Source organism: Anaeromyxobacter sp. SG64 (genome assembly GCF_022690745.1).
GTDB lineage: Bacteria > Myxococcota > Myxococcia > Myxococcales > Anaeromyxobacteraceae > Anaeromyxobacter > Anaeromyxobacter soli.
On sequence record NZ_JALCZB010000089.1, the window covers coordinates 1 to 18474 of the forward strand.

General features: G+C 74.9%; 15 protein-coding genes and 1 pseudogene. 9 read left to right on the plus strand and 7 right to left on the minus strand.

The genetic code is table 11. The features are described 5' to 3' along the window. Positions 1-107: 107 nt before the first annotated feature. The 3 genes from MNZ29_RS19475 to MNZ29_RS19485 are packed head-to-tail and all read left to right on the plus strand — an operon-like array spanning position 108 to position 8086. Positions 108-1004 (plus strand): ExeA family protein, encoded by an 897-nt coding sequence (locus MNZ29_RS19475; RefSeq protein WP_242340535.1) that lies wholly within the window; start codon positions 108-110, stop codon positions 1002-1004. A 48-nt stretch (positions 1005-1052) separates the two neighbouring features. Further along, positions 1053-4988, plus strand: coding sequence for a translocation/assembly module TamB (locus MNZ29_RS19480; protein ID WP_242340536.1), 3936 nt, complete (start codon positions 1053-1055; stop codon positions 4986-4988). Continuing rightward, positions 4970-8086 carry a POTRA domain-containing protein gene (locus MNZ29_RS19485; protein ID WP_242340537.1) on the plus strand — a complete coding sequence of 1039 codons (3117 nt, stop codon included), beginning with the start codon at positions 4970-4972 and terminating at the stop codon, positions 8084-8086. The genes MNZ29_RS19480 and MNZ29_RS19485 overlap by 19 nt, the downstream gene beginning before the upstream one ends. Positions 8087-8232: 146 nt before the next feature. On the opposite strand, the gene MNZ29_RS19490 is transcribed toward MNZ29_RS19485, so the two are convergent. The 7 genes from MNZ29_RS19490 to tolQ form a co-directional block, all read right to left on the minus strand. After that, positions 8233-8886 carry an MtnX-like HAD-IB family phosphatase gene (locus MNZ29_RS19490; RefSeq protein ID WP_242340538.1) on the minus strand — a complete coding sequence of 218 codons (654 nt, stop codon included), beginning with the start codon at positions 8884-8886 and terminating at the stop codon, positions 8233-8235. Between the two features lie 13 nt (positions 8887-8899). Continuing rightward, complete coding sequence (locus tag MNZ29_RS19495; protein ID WP_242340539.1) at positions 8900-9562, minus strand: class I SAM-dependent methyltransferase; 663 nt, start codon at positions 9560-9562, stop codon at positions 8900-8902. Then, positions 9559-10482, minus strand: coding sequence for a Ppx/GppA phosphatase family protein (locus MNZ29_RS19500; protein ID WP_242340540.1), 924 nt, complete (start codon positions 10480-10482; stop codon positions 9559-9561). Before MNZ29_RS19500 ends, MNZ29_RS19495 begins: the two co-directional genes overlap by 4 nt. Before the next feature lie 63 nt (positions 10483-10545). Further along, positions 10546-11847, minus strand: a complete 1302-nt coding sequence (locus tag MNZ29_RS19505; protein WP_242340541.1) for a protein TolB — start codon at positions 11845-11847, stop codon at positions 10546-10548. An 11-nt stretch (positions 11848-11858) separates the two neighbouring features. After that, positions 11859-12617 carry an energy transducer TonB gene (locus tag MNZ29_RS19510; RefSeq protein WP_242340542.1) on the minus strand — a complete coding sequence of 253 codons (759 nt, stop codon included), beginning with the start codon at positions 12615-12617 and terminating at the stop codon, positions 11859-11861. After that, the gene (gene tolR / locus MNZ29_RS19515; RefSeq protein ID WP_242340543.1) at positions 12618-13076 is read right to left on the minus strand and encodes a protein TolR; all 459 of its coding nucleotides are present in this window, start codon (positions 13074-13076) and stop codon (positions 12618-12620) included. A gap of 12 nt (positions 13077-13088) precedes the next feature. Next, complete coding sequence (gene tolQ / locus MNZ29_RS19520; RefSeq protein ID WP_242340544.1) at positions 13089-13826, minus strand: protein TolQ; 738 nt, start codon at positions 13824-13826, stop codon at positions 13089-13091. Positions 13827-14089: 263 nt separating this feature from the next. Here tolQ and MNZ29_RS19525 point away from each other — a divergent pair, with 263 nt between their 5' ends. From MNZ29_RS19525 to MNZ29_RS19550, 6 genes and pseudogenes are all read left to right on the plus strand, one after another. Next, positions 14090-14878 carry a hypothetical protein gene (locus MNZ29_RS19525; protein ID WP_242340545.1) on the plus strand — a complete coding sequence of 263 codons (789 nt, stop codon included), beginning with the start codon at positions 14090-14092 and terminating at the stop codon, positions 14876-14878. Between the two features lie 81 nt (positions 14879-14959). Further along, the gene (gene murI / locus MNZ29_RS19530) at positions 14960-15739 is read left to right on the plus strand and encodes a glutamate racemase (RefSeq protein ID WP_242340546.1); all 780 of its coding nucleotides are present in this window, start codon (positions 14960-14962) and stop codon (positions 15737-15739) included. A 171-nt stretch (positions 15740-15910) separates the two neighbouring features. After that, positions 15911-16459, plus strand: coding sequence for a hypothetical protein (locus tag MNZ29_RS19535; protein WP_242340547.1), 549 nt, complete (start codon positions 15911-15913; stop codon positions 16457-16459). Between the two features lie 173 nt (positions 16460-16632). Beyond that, entirely contained in the window at positions 16633-17316 is a 684-nt protein-coding gene (gene ftsE, locus MNZ29_RS19540) for a cell division ATP-binding protein FtsE (protein WP_242340548.1), read from the plus strand. A gap of 1 nt (position 17317) precedes the next feature. After that, positions 17318-18202: an ABC transporter permease gene (locus tag MNZ29_RS19545; RefSeq protein ID WP_242340549.1), complete on the plus strand. Its 885-nt coding sequence runs from the start codon at positions 17318-17320 to the stop codon at positions 18200-18202. 3 nt (positions 18203-18205) lie between these two features. Next, a pseudogene (locus MNZ29_RS19550) lies at positions 18206-18474 on the plus strand (hypothetical protein); the annotation flags it as partial.

Sequence of the window (18474 nt, forward strand, 5' to 3'; positions counted from 1 at the left end):
GCCCGCCGACGCCGCCCGCGGCGCGCGCCCGCCCGCCGCGCCGCCGCGCCCGCCCGCACCGGGCGCCAAGAAGAACATCGGGTACCTGTAGCGCCGAAGGACGTCGCGTGAACTATCTCGAGTACTACGAGCTGTCGCAGGAGCCGTTCTCGAACGCGCCGGTCTCGCGCTTCTACTACTCGTCCGCCCAGCACGCGCAGGCGCTCCTGCGGCTCACGCACGCCGTCTCCGGGATGAAGGGGCTCGCCGTGCTCGTGGGCGACATCGGCGCGGGCAAGACCACGCTCGCGCGGCGGATGCTCGACGCGCTGCCGGAGGAGGAGTACGAGGCGGCGCTCCTCGTCATCATCCACTCGGGCATCACGGCGAGCTGGCTGCTCAAGCGGATCGCGCTCCAGCTCGGGGTCGAGAGTCCCGCGGACGAGAAGCTCGCGCTGCTCTCCCAGCTCTACCAGCGGCTCGTCCGGATCTACGAGCAGGGCAAGAAGGCCGTCGTCCTCATCGACGAGGCCCAGATGCTCGCCACGCGCGAGATCATGGAGGAGTTCCGCGGGCTGCTGAACCTCGAGGTCCCCGAGCGCAAGCTCCTCTCGTTCGTGTTCTTCGGGCTGCCGGAGATCGAGCAGAACCTGAAGCTCGATCCGCCGCTCGCGCAGCGCGTCGCGCTCAAGTACCGGCTCGAGCCGCTGTCGGGCGAGGCGACCGACGCGTACGTCCGGCACCGGCTGCGGCTCGCCGGGGCCCCGCGCGTGCCGTTCTCCGCGGGCGCCCTCGCGCGCATCCACGCCTACACGCGCGGCACCCCGCGCCTCATCAACACCCTGTGCGACAACGCCCTCTTCGAGGGCTTCGTGGCCCGCGCGCGAGAGCTCGACGAGCGGTTCGTCGACCGCGTCGCCCGCGACCTCGGCATCGAGGCCCCCGCGGCGGACGCCGGTCCGGTGGAACGCCCGGCGCGGCTCGACCTCGCCGAGATCGATCGCTACCTCGAGTCGCTCGAGTAGCGGCCGCGCGCTTGGTCCGGCGCGGATCGCGGTGGAGAATCGAGGCAGGTGAAGAAGCGCACCGTCGCCCTGGCGTTCCTCGCGCTCATCGTGGCCCTGGTGGGCGGCACGATCGCGGGGCTGCGCACGCGCTGGGCGGCGGATCGCATCTGCGCGCTCGCCGCCGAGCGCGTGGAGCGCACGACCGGCCTCGAGCTCGCCGTCGCGGCGTGCCGGATCCGGCCGCTCGCGCTGGAGCTCGAGGCGGAGGGCATCCGGCTCGGGCCGGCCTCGGCGCCGCTCTTCACCGCCGACGCGCTCGCCGCCCGGCTCGCGCCGATCCAGGCGCTGGGGCGCCAGCTCCACCTCGCCGAGCTGCGCCTCGTGCGTCCGCGGGTCGTGGTCCCCCCGCGCTCGCCGCGCAGCGGGGCCGGCGCCGCCGACGCCTGCCCGCCCCCGCTCCTCGCGCGCTTCGAGGTCCGGCACCTGGACGTCGAGGCGGGGGCGATAGACGTGGCGCTCGCGGGGGGCCGCCGCCTCGTCGTGGACCGCATCGACGTCCGGTCGCGCCCGCCCGCGCGCTCGCTCCGGGCGTTCGGCGCGGCGCACCGGCGCGCGCGCGTGGAGATCTCCGCGGGGCCGGCGCGCCTCACGGGGCCGGGGCGCGCCTTCGACGCCTCGTCCGTCTCCGCCGACGTGGAGGTGGCGCTCGATCTCTCGCGCCTGGTGGTGAACGGGGCGGAGGCCGACATCGGCGGGGTGCGCCTCTCCGCGCGCGGCGAGGTCCGCGACCTGTGCGACCCGTCGTTCGAGCTCACCGCGACCGCTCACGGCGGCGTCGCCGACGCGCTCGCGCTCGCGGGCGTGAACGCAGACGCGGAGGGGAGCGCCGAGGTCGTCGCGAGCGTGCGCGGCCCCGCGAGCGCGCCGGAGGTGTCCGCGACCGTCGCCTGGACGGGGGTCCGGATCGGCGCGCAGCGCGCCGGCGCCGGCCAGGCGGCGCTGCGGCTCGCCGGCGAGGAGGTCGTGTTCGACCGGATCGAGGTCCCGCTCGCCGAGGGCAGCGCCCTCGCGCGCGGCACGCTCCGCCTCGCGCGCGGCGCGCCGATCGCGGCGGAGGTCGAGCTGCGCGGGGCCGAGCTCGCGGAGGTGCTCGATCGGCTCGGCGTCCGCGATCCCTGGGTGAGCCTCAAGCTCGACGGCCGGGCGGCGGTGTCCGGCACCCTGTGGCCGCCGGCGCTCGGCGGCGAGCTCGGGGTCGACGTGCGCGACCTGCGCGCGCTCACGCGCCCGTACCGCCAGGCGAAGGGCGACCCCGGCGTCGTGGCGTTCGCGGCGGGGCGGCTCGAGTCCAAGGTCCGCGTGGATCGGGAGGGGCTGTTCTTCGACGCCGGCCGGCTCTCGGTCGGACGCGGCACGGTCAGCGCCGACGCGGCGGTCCACTTCTCGGAGGCGCGCGGCTTCTCGGTCCGCGCGCGCGGCGAGGCGGACCTCGACGCGCTCGGGCGCGTGGCAGACGTCCCCTGGGCCGGGCTCGCCCGCATGGACGCGACGATCGAAGCGGCGCCGTACGGCAACCCGCACGTGGTCGGCCGCACCCGCATCGAGCGCTTCCGCTTCCTCGACGTCGATCTCGGGAACGTCTCGTCGGACTTCCGCTACGACGACTTCCTCCTGCGCTTCTCGGGCGCCGAGGGGGCGCGGAACGTGTCGCGCTGGAAGGGCGAGGGCGTCGTGGACCTCGACCGCACGCCGGCGCACGTCGTCTCCTCGCGGTTCGAGGCGAAGGGACGGATCCGCGACCTGCTCGACGCCGTGCGCGACTGGCTCCCGCGGTCGCGCTGGATGCGCGAGGTCGTGGACGGCGACGTGGAGGTGTCCGGCACCGCGACCGGCCCCGCGGACGCGGTGGACGCCGAGTTCGAGGCCCGCTTCGGCGCCGGGACGATCTACGGCCGCCGCTACGACTCCGGGCGGGCGGAGGGCCGCATCCACAAGGGCGTCGAGACGCGCCTCGATCGCGCGGAGCTGCGCCGCGGCACCGGGGTCGCGCGCGCCACCGGCACGTGGAGCGCCCTGCCGCCGTTCCCCTGGGACGTCGACGTCTCCTTCTCCGGCGTGCCGATCGCGTCGCTCGGGCTGTCGGGCGGCACGTGGTCCGGCACCGTCGCCGGGACCGCGACGCTGGAGGGCTCCGTGGACCGGCCGCGCGTGCGCTTCGCGGCGAACGGCGACGCGGTGCACGCGGAGGGGTTCGGCCTCGGGACGGTGCAGGTGGGCGGGACGCTCGAGGGCGAGCGGCTCGTCGTGACGGGCGGCGCCGAGGGCGTCTCGTTCGAGGGAGAGGCGACGCTCTCGGGACGCATGCCGTTCCGTGCGCGCGCGCGGCTCGCGATGCACGACGTGACGCGGCTGCTCCCCGACGGCGCGCCGGCGGGCTTCCGCGCCCGCGTCGCGGGGGAGGGGACCGCGGAGGGCGAGCTCGCGGACCTGTCGCTCGCGCGCGCGCGCGTGCGGCTCGACGAGGTCCAGGCCGGGTACGCGGACTTCCGCGTGCAGTCGGCCGGCCCGGCGGTGCTGGACCTCGACCGCGGCCGGGTCGAGGTGCAGGGGCTCGTCCTGCGCGGGACGAACACCGAGCTCGCGCTCTCCGGCGCGCGCGCGGCCTCGGGTCAGCTCGACGTCTCCGCGCGCGGCAACCTCGATCTGCGCCTCCTCGGCGGGCTCACGCCCGCGCTGCGCCGTCCCGCGGGGCGGCTGACGCTCGAGGCGCACGTGGCCGGCACCGCCGAGGAGCCGGTCCTGGTCGGCGCCGGACGCGTCGAGGACGCCGGGTTCGAGCTGCGCGAGATGACGCTCGCCTTCTCGGGCCTGCGCGGCGATCTCGCCTTCTCGCAGAACCGCATCCTGTTCGACGGGCTCGAGGCCGCGGTGAACGGCGGCCGCGCCCGGCTCGAGGGCGAGGTGCAGCTCTCGTCCTTCCGCCCGTCACGCCTCCGGGTCGAGGCGAAGCTCGACGAGATCCCGCTCGCCGTCCCGGCGTACCTCCCGGTCACCCTCTCCGGCCGGCTGGAGGCGACGGGCTCCCCGGACGCGACCACGCTCACCGGGCGCGTCCACGTCCTGCGCGCGCGCTACACCGCCGACGTCGACCTCGAGCGAAGCCTGCTCGAGGTGCGCCGGCGCGCGGTCGCGCCGCCCCGCGCCTACGATCGCGCGGGCGAGTGGCTCCGGTTCGACGTGCAGGTCGCGGTCGACGGCGACGCGCGGATCGACAACGACCTCGTGCGTGGCGCCCTCTCCGGCGAGCTGACCCTCACCGGCTCCCTCGCGGCCCCCGGCCTCGTCGGCACGCTCTCGATGGCCGAGGGGAGCCGCGCGATGTTCCGCGGCAACGAGTTCCAGCTCACGCACGCCATCCTGGAGCTCACCGACCGGAACCGGGTCGCGCTCGCGCTCGACGTGCACGGTGAGTCGCAGGTGCGGGACTACCAGGTCTTCATGCACGTCTTCGGGCCGATGAGCGACCCGCAGATCACGCTCACGAGCGCGCCCGCGCTCGCGCAGCCGGACATCATCACGCTCCTCTCGCTCGGGTTCACCCGGCGCGACGCGGCGGCGGGCGCCGGCGTGGGCGGCGTCGCCACCGCGGCGGCGGCGCAGGCGCTCTTCTCGGCGTCCGGGCTGGACGAGCAGGTGAAGCGCTTCCTGCCGCGCACCGGCGTCATGCGCGATCTGTCGGTCCGGATCACGAGCGCGTACTCGGAGGGGAGCGGCCAGGTCGAGCCGCGCGCGGAGTTCGAGTCGTGGTTCCTGCGCGACAAGCTGCGGCTCCGCTACCAGGCGCCGCTCGCCGGCGCGCGGGGGCAGAAGGCGCAGGCGGAGCTCCGGCTCGGCGATCACACCGCGGTGCAGTACCAGTGGGACAACGACAACCCCGACGTGGCCACCGGCGATCACGGGGTGGACCTGAAGCTGCGCTGGGAATGGACGGATCAGAAGTGACGGTCCGCGTCGATCCCTGCTCGCTGCGCCGCCTCGCGTGCCTGCTCGCGGCCGTGCTCGCCTGCGCGGCGCTCCCCGCCGCGGCCGCGCCCCCTCCAGCGCCGGCGGACGTGTCCTCGCCGCCGCGCGTGGTCGGCGTCGAGCTGCGGGTGCCCGAGACGGAGGACCGCGTCGCGCTCGCCGCGTTCGTGGACGTGCGGCCGGGGGAGGCGCTCTCCACTCGCGCGCTGCGCCGCACCGTGCAGCGCCTCTACCAGACCGGCCGGTTCCGCGACGTGGTGATCCGCGCCACCCCGGCGGCGCCGCCACCGAACCAGCACGGCGAGTGGGTGTCGCTGGTCATCGAGGCCCTCCCGGTCCGGATGCTCGCGACACTCGAGGTGCGGATCGAGGGGCCCGCGGTGCTCGACGCCGCCGGCGTGCGCGCCGCGGCGCGGCTCCCCACCGGCGAGCCGTTCGACGCCTCCGACCTCGACGCGGCCGCCGCGCGGGTCCGAACCCTGCTCGCGCGCCGCGGGTACCCCGAGGCGGCGGTGGAGGCGAGCGCGCTCCGCGACGACGCGGCGCTGCTCCGCGTCGCGGCGGGGGAGCCCGTGCGGATCCGCTCGGTGCGGCTCTCTGGGTCCGGCGAGGCGCCGCGCCTCACCTCCGCGCTCCGCTCGCGCGCCGGGGCGGTGCTGGATCGGGACGTCCTCGAAGCGGACGTCCGCGCCGCGCGCGCCTCCCTGTACGAGGGCGGATACCGGCGCGCTCGCGTCGGCACCCCCGTCGTGCGGGTCGAGGGCCGGCTCGCGGACGTGGAGCTCCCGGTCGACGCCGGGCCCAGGCTCGCCTTCGTCTTCCGCGGCAACCAGGAGATCGCCTCGCAGGTGCTCGCGAGGCAGCTCGCGTTCGAGGACGGCCAGCCGGTGGACGCGCCGGCCATCGCCGCCGCGGCCGACCGCATCCGGGCGTTCTACCGCCAGCGCGGGTTCGCGGGCGCGCGGGTCGAGCCGGAGGAGACCCGCCACGGTCGCCTCGCCGCGGTGGTCTTCCACGTCGAGGAGGGGCGCCGCTACCGGCTCCGGGAGGTCCGGCTCGACGGGGTGGAGCAGCGCGACGCCGCCACGCTGCGCGCGCAGCTCGCCGCGATCCTCGACGAGGAGGGCGGCAAGCGAGACGAGACGGAGGCCGACCGCGGGCGCGCGCTGCTCGTGTCGATCCCGGGCGTGCGGCCGCCGCGCGCCCCGCCCGCCGCGCTCGCGCCGAGCGAGGTGTGGGACGAGGCGTCCTGGGCGCGCGCCGCCGAGCGGATCGTGGACGACTACCGCGCCGACGGGTGGCTCGAGGCGGTCTACCTCGGCGCCTCCGTGTCGCTCGACGCCCGCGAGCGCGTGGCGGACGTGACGGTCCGGCTGCGCGAGGGCCCGCGCACGCACGTCGAGGCGATCTCGTTCGAGGGGAACCGGATCGTGTCGCTCGCCGAGCTCGCGCGCGAATCGCGCCTCGCGCCCGGCGATCCGCTCGTCTTCGAGCGGATCGAGGAGACGCGCGCCGCGATCCTCCGCCGCTACCTCGCGCGCGGTCACCTCTACGCCCGGCTCGACGCGCGCGAGGAGCTCGACCCCGAGCGTCACACGGTGGCGATCCGCTTCGTGGTGGACGAGGGGCCGCAGGTGCGCATCGGGCGCGTGCTGCTCTCGGGGAACCGGCGCACCCGCGACGACGTGGTCCGCGGCGCGCTCGCGTTCGCGGAGGGCGACGTCTACGACCCGGAGCGGATCGCGAAGAGCCAGGCGGCGCTCCTGCGGCTCGGCGTGTTCCGCTCGGTGTCCATCCGCGTGCAGGAGCCGGAGGCGCCGCACGCGACGAAGGACCTCGCCGTCGAGCTCGCCGAGCGGCCGTGGGCGACGCTGTCGCAGGGCGTCGGGTTCTCCATCGCGGACGGGCCGCGCGCGTTCGTGGAGTACGGCGAGCCGAACATCCTCGGCCGCGCGCTCGAGCTGGGCGCGCGCGCGAAGGTGAACTACCCGCTCGAGACGCCCTGGGTCGAGCGGCCGGACCTCGCGGGCAAGGCGCCCTCGGATCGCGTGGAGGGGCGGGCGGAGGTCGGGCTGCGCACCCCGACCCTCGCCTTCCTGCCCATCCCCGCGAGCGTCCGCACGAACGTCATCGGCGAGATGCTGCACCGCAAGGCCTACGCGCTCCGCCGCGCCTCGGCGATCGCCGGCGTGGACGCGGGGCTCACCTCCCGGCTGTCGGCCTCGCTCCAGTACGAGATCGAGGTGGACCGCATCGACCGCACGAACGCGGTCGGCTACCTCACCCAGGCGGACCTCGAGCGGCTGCGGTTCGACGAGGGGATCACCACGCTCCACGCGCTCCGGCCGTCGATCTCGATCGACCACCGCGACAACTCCGCCCACCCGCACTCCGGCTGGGCGGCCTCCGGCGCGCTCGAGTACGCCCGCTCCCTCGGCGCCGAGCGCGAGGGCCCGGACGACCGCGCCCTCTTCGGCGTGCTCCCCGCGAGCGGGATCCACACGAACATGCTGAAGCTCTCGGCGTCGTCGTCCGGCTACCTGCCGGTGGGGCGCGGCAGCGTGGTCGCGCTCTCCCTGCGCGGCGGCCGCGTGTTCCCGCTCGACCGCCGCTCGCAGACCATCATCCCGCGCCGCTTCTTCCTCGGCGGCGCGTCGTCGATGCGCGGCTACGGCGAGGAGGAGATGATCCCCGAGGACGTCCGCAGCGACCTCTCCGCCGAGGCGCGCCACTGCGCGACGAGCCCGACGAAGGTGGGCTGCACGGACCGCGGCAGCCGCATCGCCGCCGGTGACCGGCCGGTGTCCGAGGGCGGCGAGGCCTTCCTGCTCGCCAAGACCGAGCTGCGCATCCCCCTGCGCCGGAGCCTCGAGGCGGGCCTCTTCTTCGACCTCGGCAACCTGTGGCTCGACCCGATGCGCTACCGGCTCGTGGACCTGCGCGCCAACGCCGGCGTGGGCCTGCGGTTCGTGACGCCCATCGGCCCCGCCGCGCTCGACCTCGGGTTCAACCTCGACCCCGACCGCGCCGTGAACGAGCGGATCTTCGCCCCGCACTTCACGATCGGGTTGTTCTGAGCTGCCCGGCCGCCTCGGCGCTGCGCGAAGCTCGCCGAAGGACGGAGCGCCTTCGGGGTGAGGCTCCGCGCGAAGCGCGCGGAGAGGCCCCCGGCGACGGCGGTCAGCCGTCGACGGACGGGGGCGCAGCCCCCGCGTGATCTCAGTCAGCGCGGAAACCGCGCCATCACCTCGTCGAACGTCTCGAACACGTCGTGCCGGATCCCGCGCTCCGCGCAGTAGCGCACGAGGCTGGACCCGGCGCGGGCGAAGACGTGATCGGCGGCGTCGGCCGCGTGGCGGTCGCCGGTGCCGTCGCCGCAGAGGACGACCTTGTTGCCCGCGCGCTGCAGCTCGCGGACGACGTCGCCCTTGCAGAACCCGCAGAAACCGCAGTCCGCGCCGTGGAACTGGACCGAGAGCCCCGCGGGCGAGAGCTCGGCGCGGTTGGCGCGGACCTCCACGTGCGCGCGCAGCGCGGGCGGGAGCCGCTCGAGCACCGGCTCGATGTAGGCGTCGAGGCCCGAGGAGACGACCAGGAAGGGCCGGCCGCTCGCCCGACAGGCCTCGACGAGCGCCTCGAAGCCGGGCCGCAGCACCGCCCGCTCGCGCGCGAACGCGGCGATCTCGCCGCGGGAGGCCGTGATCGGCGCGAACACCTTCGCGAGCAGCACGCTGAAGGGGAACTCGCCGCGCTGGTAGTCCGCCGCGGCGGCGCGGTAGTTGGCCTCCCCCGCGAACCGGTAGGCGACGAGATCGCCGAGGTCCTCGGTCAGGGCGGTGCCGTCGAAGTCGCAGACGATGGCCCAGGGCGCTCGCATCGGGGCCGACGTTCTACTCCGGCCGCACGGCGATTGCCATCACCCCGAACCCGGAGAGCACCGGCCACGCGCGCGCCTCGGCGAACCCGGCGCGCGCGAGGAGCGCCGGGAGGCTCGCCTCGTCGTAGCGGCGGTGGAGCCGGGACATGCTGCGCCAGAGCGCCATCGCGAGGCCGTTGCGGGGGCTCGCCCGCAGCGCCTCGCGGAGCCGGGCGCGCCCGTCCCGCGGCTCGAGGAACGCGATGTGGCCGCCGGGCCGCACCGCGCGGCGCACCTCCCGGAGCGCCGCGGCCGGATCGTCGAGGAGGTAGAGGAAGCTGTGGCCGGTGGCGGCGTCGAAGGCGCCGTCGCGGACGGGGAGGGCGAGGGCGTCGCCGCGGACGAGCGGCAGCGCCACCCGCGCCGCGCGGGCGTGGCGCGCGGCGCGCCGCAGCATCGGCGCGGAGGTGTCGAGCCCCACGTGCCGGCGCGCGGGATCGGCGCGCGCCATCTCGAGCGCGCTGGTGCCGGGCCCGACGCCGAGGTCGAGGACGCGCGGCCCGCCGACGAGCTCGGCCATCGCGCGGCAGTCGCGGCGCCACGCCTCCTGGTCGGTGAGGAGCTCGTAGATCGCCGCGGCGCGCCCGAACGCGAACGCCGCGTAGACGCGGCCGGCGCGGGCGCGCAGGCGGTTCATGCCGGGCCGACGCGGTCGTGGAGGAGGCCCCAGCGGACCCCGCGGTCCGAGACCGTCAGCCGCTCGAAGCCCGCCGCGCGCATCGCCTCGACCACGATGACCGCGCCGGCGAGGATCACGTCGGCCCGCTTCGGCTCCATCCCGGGCAGCGCCGCCCGCGCGCGCACCGTCAGCGCGGCGAGCCGGGCGAGGAGCGCGTCGGCCGCGGCGAGGGTGAGGATGGCGCCGTGCACCCGCTCCGCGTCGTAGGCGGGCAGCGCCTGCTCGACGGCGGCGAGGGTCGTGACGGTGCCGGCCACGCCGACGAGGCGCGCCGGCCCGAGCCCCGCGATCATCTCCCGGAGGGGGCCGAGCGCCTCCCGCGCCGCGTCCCGCAGCACGGCGAGCTCCGCGCTCGACGGCGGGTCGCCCCGCACGTGCCGCTCCGTGAGCCGCACCGCGCCGACCTGCAGGCTCGTGCGCGCGCGCGGGGCGGGACCTTCGCCCACCGTGAATTCGGTCGACCCGCCGCCCACGTCGAGCACGGCGAGCGGGCCCGCGCCGCCGAAGTCGCGCCACGCGCTCGCGTAGACGAGCCGCGCCTCCTCGTCGCCCGAGATCACCTCCGGCACGAGCCCCGCCGCCGCGCGCGCCGCCGCGAAGAACTCCGCCCCGTTGGACGCGTCGCGCGCCGCGCTCGTCGCCACGCAGGCGACGATCTCGGCGCCGAGCGCGCGGGCCTCGGCGGCGTAGGCGGCGAGCGCCGCGACCGTCTCGCGGATGCCTGCCGCGTCGAGCCGCCCGCTCGCGTCCACGCCGCGCCCGAGCCGCGTGATCTCCGCGCGCTCGACGACCGGCGCGAGCGTCGCGCCGCGCCGCTCGGCCACGGTGAGGAGCACCGTGTTCGTCCCGACGTCGATCGCCGCGAACCGCTCGGTCAAGGCGTCCCCCCTGGACGACGGCTCGCGCCTCCGCGGTCGTCCCCGCGGGCTTGCGGGGCCGGGCTACTCGGCGAGCGGGCCCCAGGCCGGCGCGGAGAGCTCCCCGCCGCCGCCGGCGGAGATCACGGTCTGCTTCTCGCCGCGCGCGTCGGACACGACGAGCTGGAACCCGGCGCCGGCGCGATCGGTCTTGATCGCCAGCAGCCGCCCGTTGGGCGCCCAGGTCGGCTCCTCGTTCGTGCGCCCCTGGTCCTGCGTCACGCGCTGGATCTTGCCGTTGTCGGGCGAGACGACGAACACGTCGAACACCTTGCGCTCGTCGCGCGCGGTGAACGCGATGGCGTCACCGCGCGGGCTCCAGGCCGGCGTCTGGTTGTAGTTCCCCTGGAAGGTGAGCCGCTTCGGGCTCGAGCCGTCCGCGCCCATCAGGTAGATCTGCGGCGTGCCGCTCCGGTCGGAGACGAACGCGAGCCGCTTGCCGTCCGGGGACCAGGAGGGCGAGAGGTCGAGGGCGGCCTCGCGCGTGAGCCGCCGCGCGCCGGAGCCGTCCGCGTTCATCACCCACACGTCGCTGTTCGCGCGATCCGTGATGGTGAAGGCGATCTCCCTGCCGTCCGGCGAGTAGACCCCGCCGTAGGCGTTCGGGATGGCGGCGAGGCGCCGGAAGCCCTTGTCGGCGAGCGTGTAGAGCCACAGCTCGGGGCGGCCGTTGCGGTAGCTCGTGAGGAGCACCGCGCCGCCGTCCGGGCGCCACGCGGGCGCGAGGAGGATGGTGCGCTCGGAGAGGAGGACGCGCGGGTTCTTGCCGTCCGCGTCGAGCATCACGAGCTCGTAGGCCCCGCGGATCTTGCGGATCGCCACGAGCTTCGTCGAGAAGACCCCCGGCTCGCGCGTGTAGTAGCGGACGATCTCGTCGGAGATGCGGTGGGCGAGCCCGCGCGGATCGGACGCCTGCGCGCTGACGCGCTTCACCAGCACCTCGCGCCCGGCGCGCACCTCGTACAGGTGGAGCTCGCCCTCGAGCGTGCCCGCCACCTGACGCATGCGCGCCTTCACGAGCCCCTCCGCGCCGACGTCCGTCCAGCGCGCGAAGCGGATCGTCGGGGCGGCCCAGCCCTCCGAGGGATCGGCGAGGAAGCCGCGCGGGTCGAGCACGTCGAAGAGGCCGGAGAGGGTGAGGTCGCCCCGGACCACCTCCGTCACCTCGCCGGCGCGGGCGTCGCCGCCCTCGCCCTGGAACTGCGCCACGGCGATGGGGAGCGGCTGGAAGTTGGGCGAGCCGATGGTGAGGGTCGGGCGCTCCTGGGCGAGCGCGGGCAGCGCGGCCGCGAGGGCGGCGAGCGCGAGGGTGCGTGTGAGGGTCATGGGGGCAGTCATCACAAGGTGAACTTCACCGGCTGGCCGGAGCGGCGATAGGACTCACGCGATGCGGCGGGGGGCGGAGGGAAGCGCGTCTTGCGGAGCGTCCGCTCGAGGGCGGCGTCGAAGGCGGAGTTGCCGGACGGCGTCTGGACCTGCCATCGGCCGATTCGTCCGTCGGGCTCGATGAAGATGACGACGATCGCGAAGAGGTGCATCCGCTCGCGCTCGGAGATCGTCGACGGCACGTCGTAGTTCGCGTGCAGCTCGCGGACGATCGACGCGAGGTACAGGTCGCCCTCCTCTCCCTCCTCGGAGTCGCCGAGGGGATCCCCGTCGGGATCGCCGTACTGCGGCTCCGCCTTCGCCGCGGACGCGCGCACCTTCGAGAGCACCGACGCGAGCGAGTTGCTGGTCGCCTTGCCCGGGTTCGGGCTCTGCGCCTTCGGCGGCGCGGGCTTCGGCTCGGCCTTCGCGATGGCGACGGAGGGGGCGGCGGGCGCCGGCGGCGCGGGGGCGGCGACCGGCGTCGGGGCGGCCTCCGCGGGCGCGGGAGGCGGCGGGGCCTCCTTGCGCGGGAGGTACTCCTGCGGCTTCTTCGGGCCCATCCGGACGAGCTTCGCGACGATCGGCTTCTGCTGGAGGTCGATCGTGGGCGGCGGTACGCGCACGACCACCCAGACGATGAGCGCCGCGTGCACGGCCACGGAGAAGGTCGTCGCGGGCCAGAGCCGGTCCTTCCGGCGGAGCGCGGTCGTGACCGGGATCGCCGCCATCTACCGCCGGCCCTCCTGCCTCGCCTCGCGCACCTTGTCCGCGGCGGGGTTGGTGATCATGCCGACGTTGGTGATGCCCGCGCGCTGGACGGTGGCCATGACGTCGACGACGAAGCCGTAGGGCAGCGTCTTGTCGGCCATGAGGTAGAGCTCGCGGTCCTTCATGGCGCGGGCGTTCGCGCGCAGCTTGTCCTCGAGCGACTCGAACGGGATGCGCGCCGCGTCCTCGCTCGAGCCGAGGTACAGCGAGTGATCGGACTTGATCGAGAGGACGAGCTTCTGGTCCTCCGCCTCGACGGCCTTGGCGCGCGCCTCGGGGAGGCTCACCTCGACGCCCTGCTGGATGAGGGGCGCGGTGACCATGAAGATGATGAGGAGCACGAGCATCACGTCGACGAGCGGCGTGACGTTGATCTCGGTGAGGGTCTGGCGGCCGGAGCCGCCGCTCGACGCAGCCACGGGCGTTGGCTCCTAGCTGAAGAAGTGACGCCGGACGATGTTGAGGAAGTCGTTCGAGAAGTTCGTCATCTCGCTGTCGAGGACGCGGATCTTCGACACGAAGTAGTTGTACGCCACGACCGCGGGGATGGCCGCGAAGAGGCCCACCGCCGTGGCGATGAGCGCCTCGGAGATCGGCTTCGCGACGGTGGCGAGGTTTGCGTTCCCGGCCTGGTAGATGTCGTGGAAGGCGCGCATGATCCCCCACACCGTGCCGAACAGGCCGACGAACGGCGCCGCGCTCGCCGTGGTGCCGAGGAACGGGACCTGCGCCTCGAGGTGGGTCACCTCGGACGCGGCGGCGCGCTTCAGCGCGCGCTCGACGTTCTCGATCCCGCCGAGCTCGTCGCTCATGTTCACCTCGCCGCCGGCCTCCTTCTTCTGCGCCGTGACCTTCGAGAGCTCGACGTAGCCGGCGCGGAACACCTGGCTGATCGGGGAGGCGGAGAGGGACTCGGCCGCCTGGTAGATCGCGTCGAGGCGCTTCGACTGCCAGAAGGTCTCGAGGAACTTCACGGACTCGTCCTGCGCGCGCCGGATCTGGAGCCACTTCTTGACGATGATGGCCCAGGACACGGCGGACGCGCCGAGCAGCAGGAGGAGCACTCCGATCCCGATGGGGCCGGAGTTCTTGGCGATCTCGAAGTAGTCGAGACCGTCGCCGCCGGCGGCGGCGAGAGGGGCGGGCAGGGGCAGGATGAGGTTCGTCATGAGCACCGATAGAGTGGTCGCTTGTTTAGCACGGGCGAGCCCCGCAAGAAGGAAACGCCCCAGCGAGCGAATTCTGCCCCGTTCGTGCGCCTACATGTCGGGTCAGGGGAGTGTGAGGACCTGTCACGGCGTCGCCCCCTGGCAACCCGTCCGCGGGGGGCACGATTGCATGAAATCGCGCCCCCGCGCGTCCGCATCGCGTGGCACATCGGTTGCTCGGTCTCTCGCTCGACTGCCTCGCGCGACCTCGCCCGGAGAATGACATGAGACGCCTCGCCCTGATCCTCGCCACCGCCGTCGTCGCCTCCGGCTGCATCGTCGGCGACGACAACCACCGCACCCTCCCCCCCAGCGGAGTGGGGTCCGCGATCGTCTACTGGGACTTCCTGAGGAACACGCAGGGGGGCACCGTGCTGTACGACGACGCGACCCTCACGCACACCGGGACCGGCGCGTGCGCGCAGTCGGCGGTCGAGGTCGTCACCATCGACGCCGCCGGGCTCCCGCAGTTCGTCGTCGACTGCGTGTACCAGGGCGTGCAGGGTGCGACGCTGGACGGGCTGCCCGCCGGCTCGCCGTCCGCCCGCATCCGGGGCTGGCGCGGCAACTACGCCGTCTACGAGACCACGGTCGCGCTGCACGTGATCGCGGGCGCGGAGACGGATCAGGGCATCGTCGACCTGGACGCGGTGCGCGCGCCGATGGACCTCTTCGCGTACCTCGCGCTGGGTCCCGCGCAGGCGCCGACGGACTACCGCAGCTGCGCCGAGGCCGGGTGGCCGAACGTCTCGTACGAGGTGCGCGACTCGTACGGCACGCGCGTCGACGCGAACGTGGTGGGCTGCTCCGATCCGCTCCCGACCACGGTCTTCGCCGGTGATCTGGACCTCGACAACTACACCGTCCGGATGCAGGGCATCGCCACGCAGGGGCCGAGCAGCGGCCAGGTGGTGCTCGACTCCTGCACCGTCCCGTTCGATCACTTCGCCGCGCAGATCGGCGACGCGGGCTTCGCGCCGACGCTCGTGACGCCGCCGCCGAGCTGCCCGTAGCTCGCGCGCACGGCTTCCGCGAGGCGCGGGCCCTCGAGGCCCGCGCTTCGCATTTTTCGGGGAACGAGTAGACTCCGCGCCGTGTCACGCATCGGCATCTTCGACTCGGGGGTCGGCGGCCTCACCGTCCAGCGCGCCATCCTCGAGGCGCTCCCCTCGGTAGACACCGTGTACCTGGGCGACACCGCCCGCGTGCCCTACGGCACGAAGTCCGCCGACACGGTCACGCAGTACTCGCTCAGGAACGCCCGCGTGCTCGCCCGCCGCGGGATCGATCTGCTCGTGGTCGCCTGCAACACCGCCTCGGCCGTCGCGCTCCCCGCGCTGCGCGCGGAGCTCGCCGTCCCCGTGCTCGGGGTGGTGGAGCCCGGCGTCCGCGCCGCGATCCGCGCCTCGCGCGGCGGCCGCATCGGCGTAATCGGGACGCAGGGCACCGTCTCGAGCGGCGCGTACCAGGCGGCGCTCCGCGCGGCGCGGCCCGACGCGGAGGTCGTCGCCCGGGCCTGCCCGCTCTTCGTGCCGCTCGCGGAGGAGGGCTGGACCGATCCCGACGATCCGGTCGTGCGCGGCGTCGTCGCCCGGTACCTCGCGCCGCTCCGCGACGAGCGCGTCGACACGCTCGTCCTCGGCTGCACGCACTACCCGCTGCTCCGCGCGGCGATCGCCCGCGAGCTCCCCGAGCTCGCGCTCGTCGACAGCGCCGACGCCATCGCAGCGGAGGTCCGGGCGCGCCTCGGAGACGAGGGCGGCCGCCAGGGCGCGCACGCGTTCCTCGTCACCGACGCGCCGGAGAAGTTCCTCGCGGTGGCGGGGCGGTTCCTGGGCCGGACCGTCACGTCGGCGGAGCACGTGGATGTCTAGCGGGGACCCCGCCCCAGCCGCGGAGCTGCCGGGGCCCACCCCTGCTCGCCGGGGCGAGTACCCCGCGCGTTCGCATTCGCGGGATCGCGCGTACCCTGAGTTTTGACGCGGGTTTCCGCCCGGCCGTCGGCTTGATGGCGCGTGCGCGCGGCGGTAGTCTCGGAGCCTCGAATGGCCGGCGACGCGAAGAAGATGGTGGTTGGCTTCAACCACAACATCAAGCACAAGGGGAAGCCGTACCACATCCAGACCGAGGACTCCGGCCTCGACAACCCGCACATCATCACGCACCTGTTCGTGGGCGGGAACATCCTCGCCTCGAAGAAGACCTCCTACGCGGACATCGTCGGGGCGGACAACCTCGCCCAGGTGGTGCGCGAGCTCATGGAGGAGCAGCACAAGGAGATGCTGCGGAACCTCGTGAACGGCGTGTACGACGACATCGACGCCGTCTACAGCGCGCAGGCGCAGGCGTTCCAGCCCGGCCAGATCCAGGCGGAGCGCGCGCCCGCGGTGAAGCTCCGCGAGGGCGTCGCGCTGCCGCGCCCGCCCGCTGCGCGGTCGCTCCCTCCCGAGGTGGTCGCCGCCCGCGATGCGCCCGTCCCGGCGCTCCGCGGCGACGGCGCCGAGACGCTCTTCGGCGAGGACCTCGTCAGCGAGAAGAGCCTCGACGAGGTCATCCTCTCGTACCTCGCCGACGACCTCGGCGATCGCAAGTGATCCGGCGAAGGCATGCGCATGATGTCGAAGCTTTCGGCGAGCGAAGCGAGCCCGCCGGGGCGACACCGCGTCAGCGGCGTAGCCGCCCGCGGTGTCGCACGGGACCCGGCGAGCCGGGGTGGGGCCCCGACGAGCTTCGCACGGCGGGGCGGGGGCGCAGCCCCCGTTAGATCATGATCCAGCTCTTTCACGTCACCAAGGAGTACCCGGGCGACGGCCCGGCGCTCCAGGACGTGTCGCTCGAGATCGACAAGGGGGAGTTCGTCTTCCTCACCGGCGCCTCGGGCGCCGGCAAGTCGACGCTCCTCAAGCTCATCTTCTGCGACGAGCCCGCCACCGCCGGGCAGCTCCTCCTCTTCGGCAAGAACGTGGCGAAGATCTCCGCCTCCGCGATCCCCTTCGTGCGGCGCAACATCGGGGTGGTCTTCCAGGACTTCAAGCTCCTCGCGAACCGCACCGTCGCCGAGAACGTGGCGCTGCCGCTCGAGGTGCGGGGGCTCGCGCAGAAGGAGATCCGCCGCAAGGTGCGCGGGCTCCTGCGCTCGGTCGGCCTCGAGCACCGCGCCGACAAGTTCCCGCCCTCGCTCTCCGGCGGCGAGCAGCAGCGGGTCGCGGTGGCGCGCGCGCTCGCGCCGGACCCGGCGCTCCTCCTCGCGGACGAGCCGACGGGCAACCTCGATCCGGAGCGCACGCTCGAGGTGATGGACCTGCTCTACGGCGCGAACGCGCGCGGCACCACCGTGGTGGTGGCCACCCACGACCGCTCGCTGCTCGAGCGCTACAAGAAGCGCGTCGTGGTGCTCCAGGCGGGCCGCCTCCTCTCCGACGGCGACTCCGTCCGCCGCGCCGTCTCCTGACATGGCCCTCCGCCCGCTCCGCGCCGCGCGCCGCGCGCTCGAGTCCATGGCCCGCGGGCCGTACGTCGCGCTGGTGGGGGCGGCCACCGTCTTCGTGGCGGTGTTCGCGACCGGGCTGTTCGCCGGCGCGCTCGGCGGCGCCGAGCGGCTCCTCGCCGCGTGGGCGGGCGAGGTGCGCGTCTCGGTGTACCTCGCGCCGGGCGCGGATCTCGAGCGCGCCCGGGCGGCCGCCGCCGCGCTCGCGCCGGGGCGGCGGGTCGAGGCGGTGCCCTCCGAGGTCGCGCTCTCGCGGCTCGCGGACTCGCTCGGCGAGCAGGCGCACGTGCTCGAGGGCGTCGGCCCTGGCGCGCTGCCGGACGCGGTGGAGATCGAGGCGCCCGGGCTGTCGCTCGAGGGCGCCCGCGAGCTCGCGGCGCGGCTCCGCTCGGTGCCCGGCGCCGACGACGTGGACTACGGCACCGCCTGGCTCGAGGGCGTCGAGCGCTTCGTCTCTCGCGCGCGGACCGCGGCCGTCTTCCTGTTCGGCGCGCTGGCGCTCGCCACCGCGATCCTGGTCTCGAACACGCTCCGGCTCGCGGTGTTCGCCCGCCGCGAGGAGATCGAGATCATGAAGCTCGTCGGCGCCACGGACGCGTTCGTCGCCACGCCGTTCCTCCTCGAGGGCCTGCTGCAGGGGCTCCTCGGCGCGGGGGCGGCGGTGCTCGCGCTCGCGGGGGTCCACGGGCTGCTCGTGCCGCGCCTCGCCGCCGCCGTGTCGGCGGCGCGCGCGCTCACGCTCGCCGACACGCTGCCGCCGGCGCTCGTCGTCGCCCTCGTCGGCGGCGGGGCGGGGATCGGCCTCCTCGGGAGCGCCCTCTCCGTCGCCCGCGCCCTGCGGCGGACCTGACCCGTGCCCGCCGCGCTCGCCCTCGCGCTCGCGCTCGCGCTCGCCGCCGCGGATCCCCGGGCCCAGCTCTCCGCGCTCGAGGCCCGGCGGCGCGCGGAGGAGACCGCGGCGCGCCTCCTCGCGCAGCAGGAGCGCTCGGTCCTCGACACCCTGGGGGAGGCGGAGACGGCGCTCGCGCCGGAGGCGCCCGAGCCGACGCAGGCGCTCGACCTCGCCGCGGCCGCGCCCGAGGGCGACGCCGCGAGCGAGCTGCCCGCCCTCGAGCTCGAGCC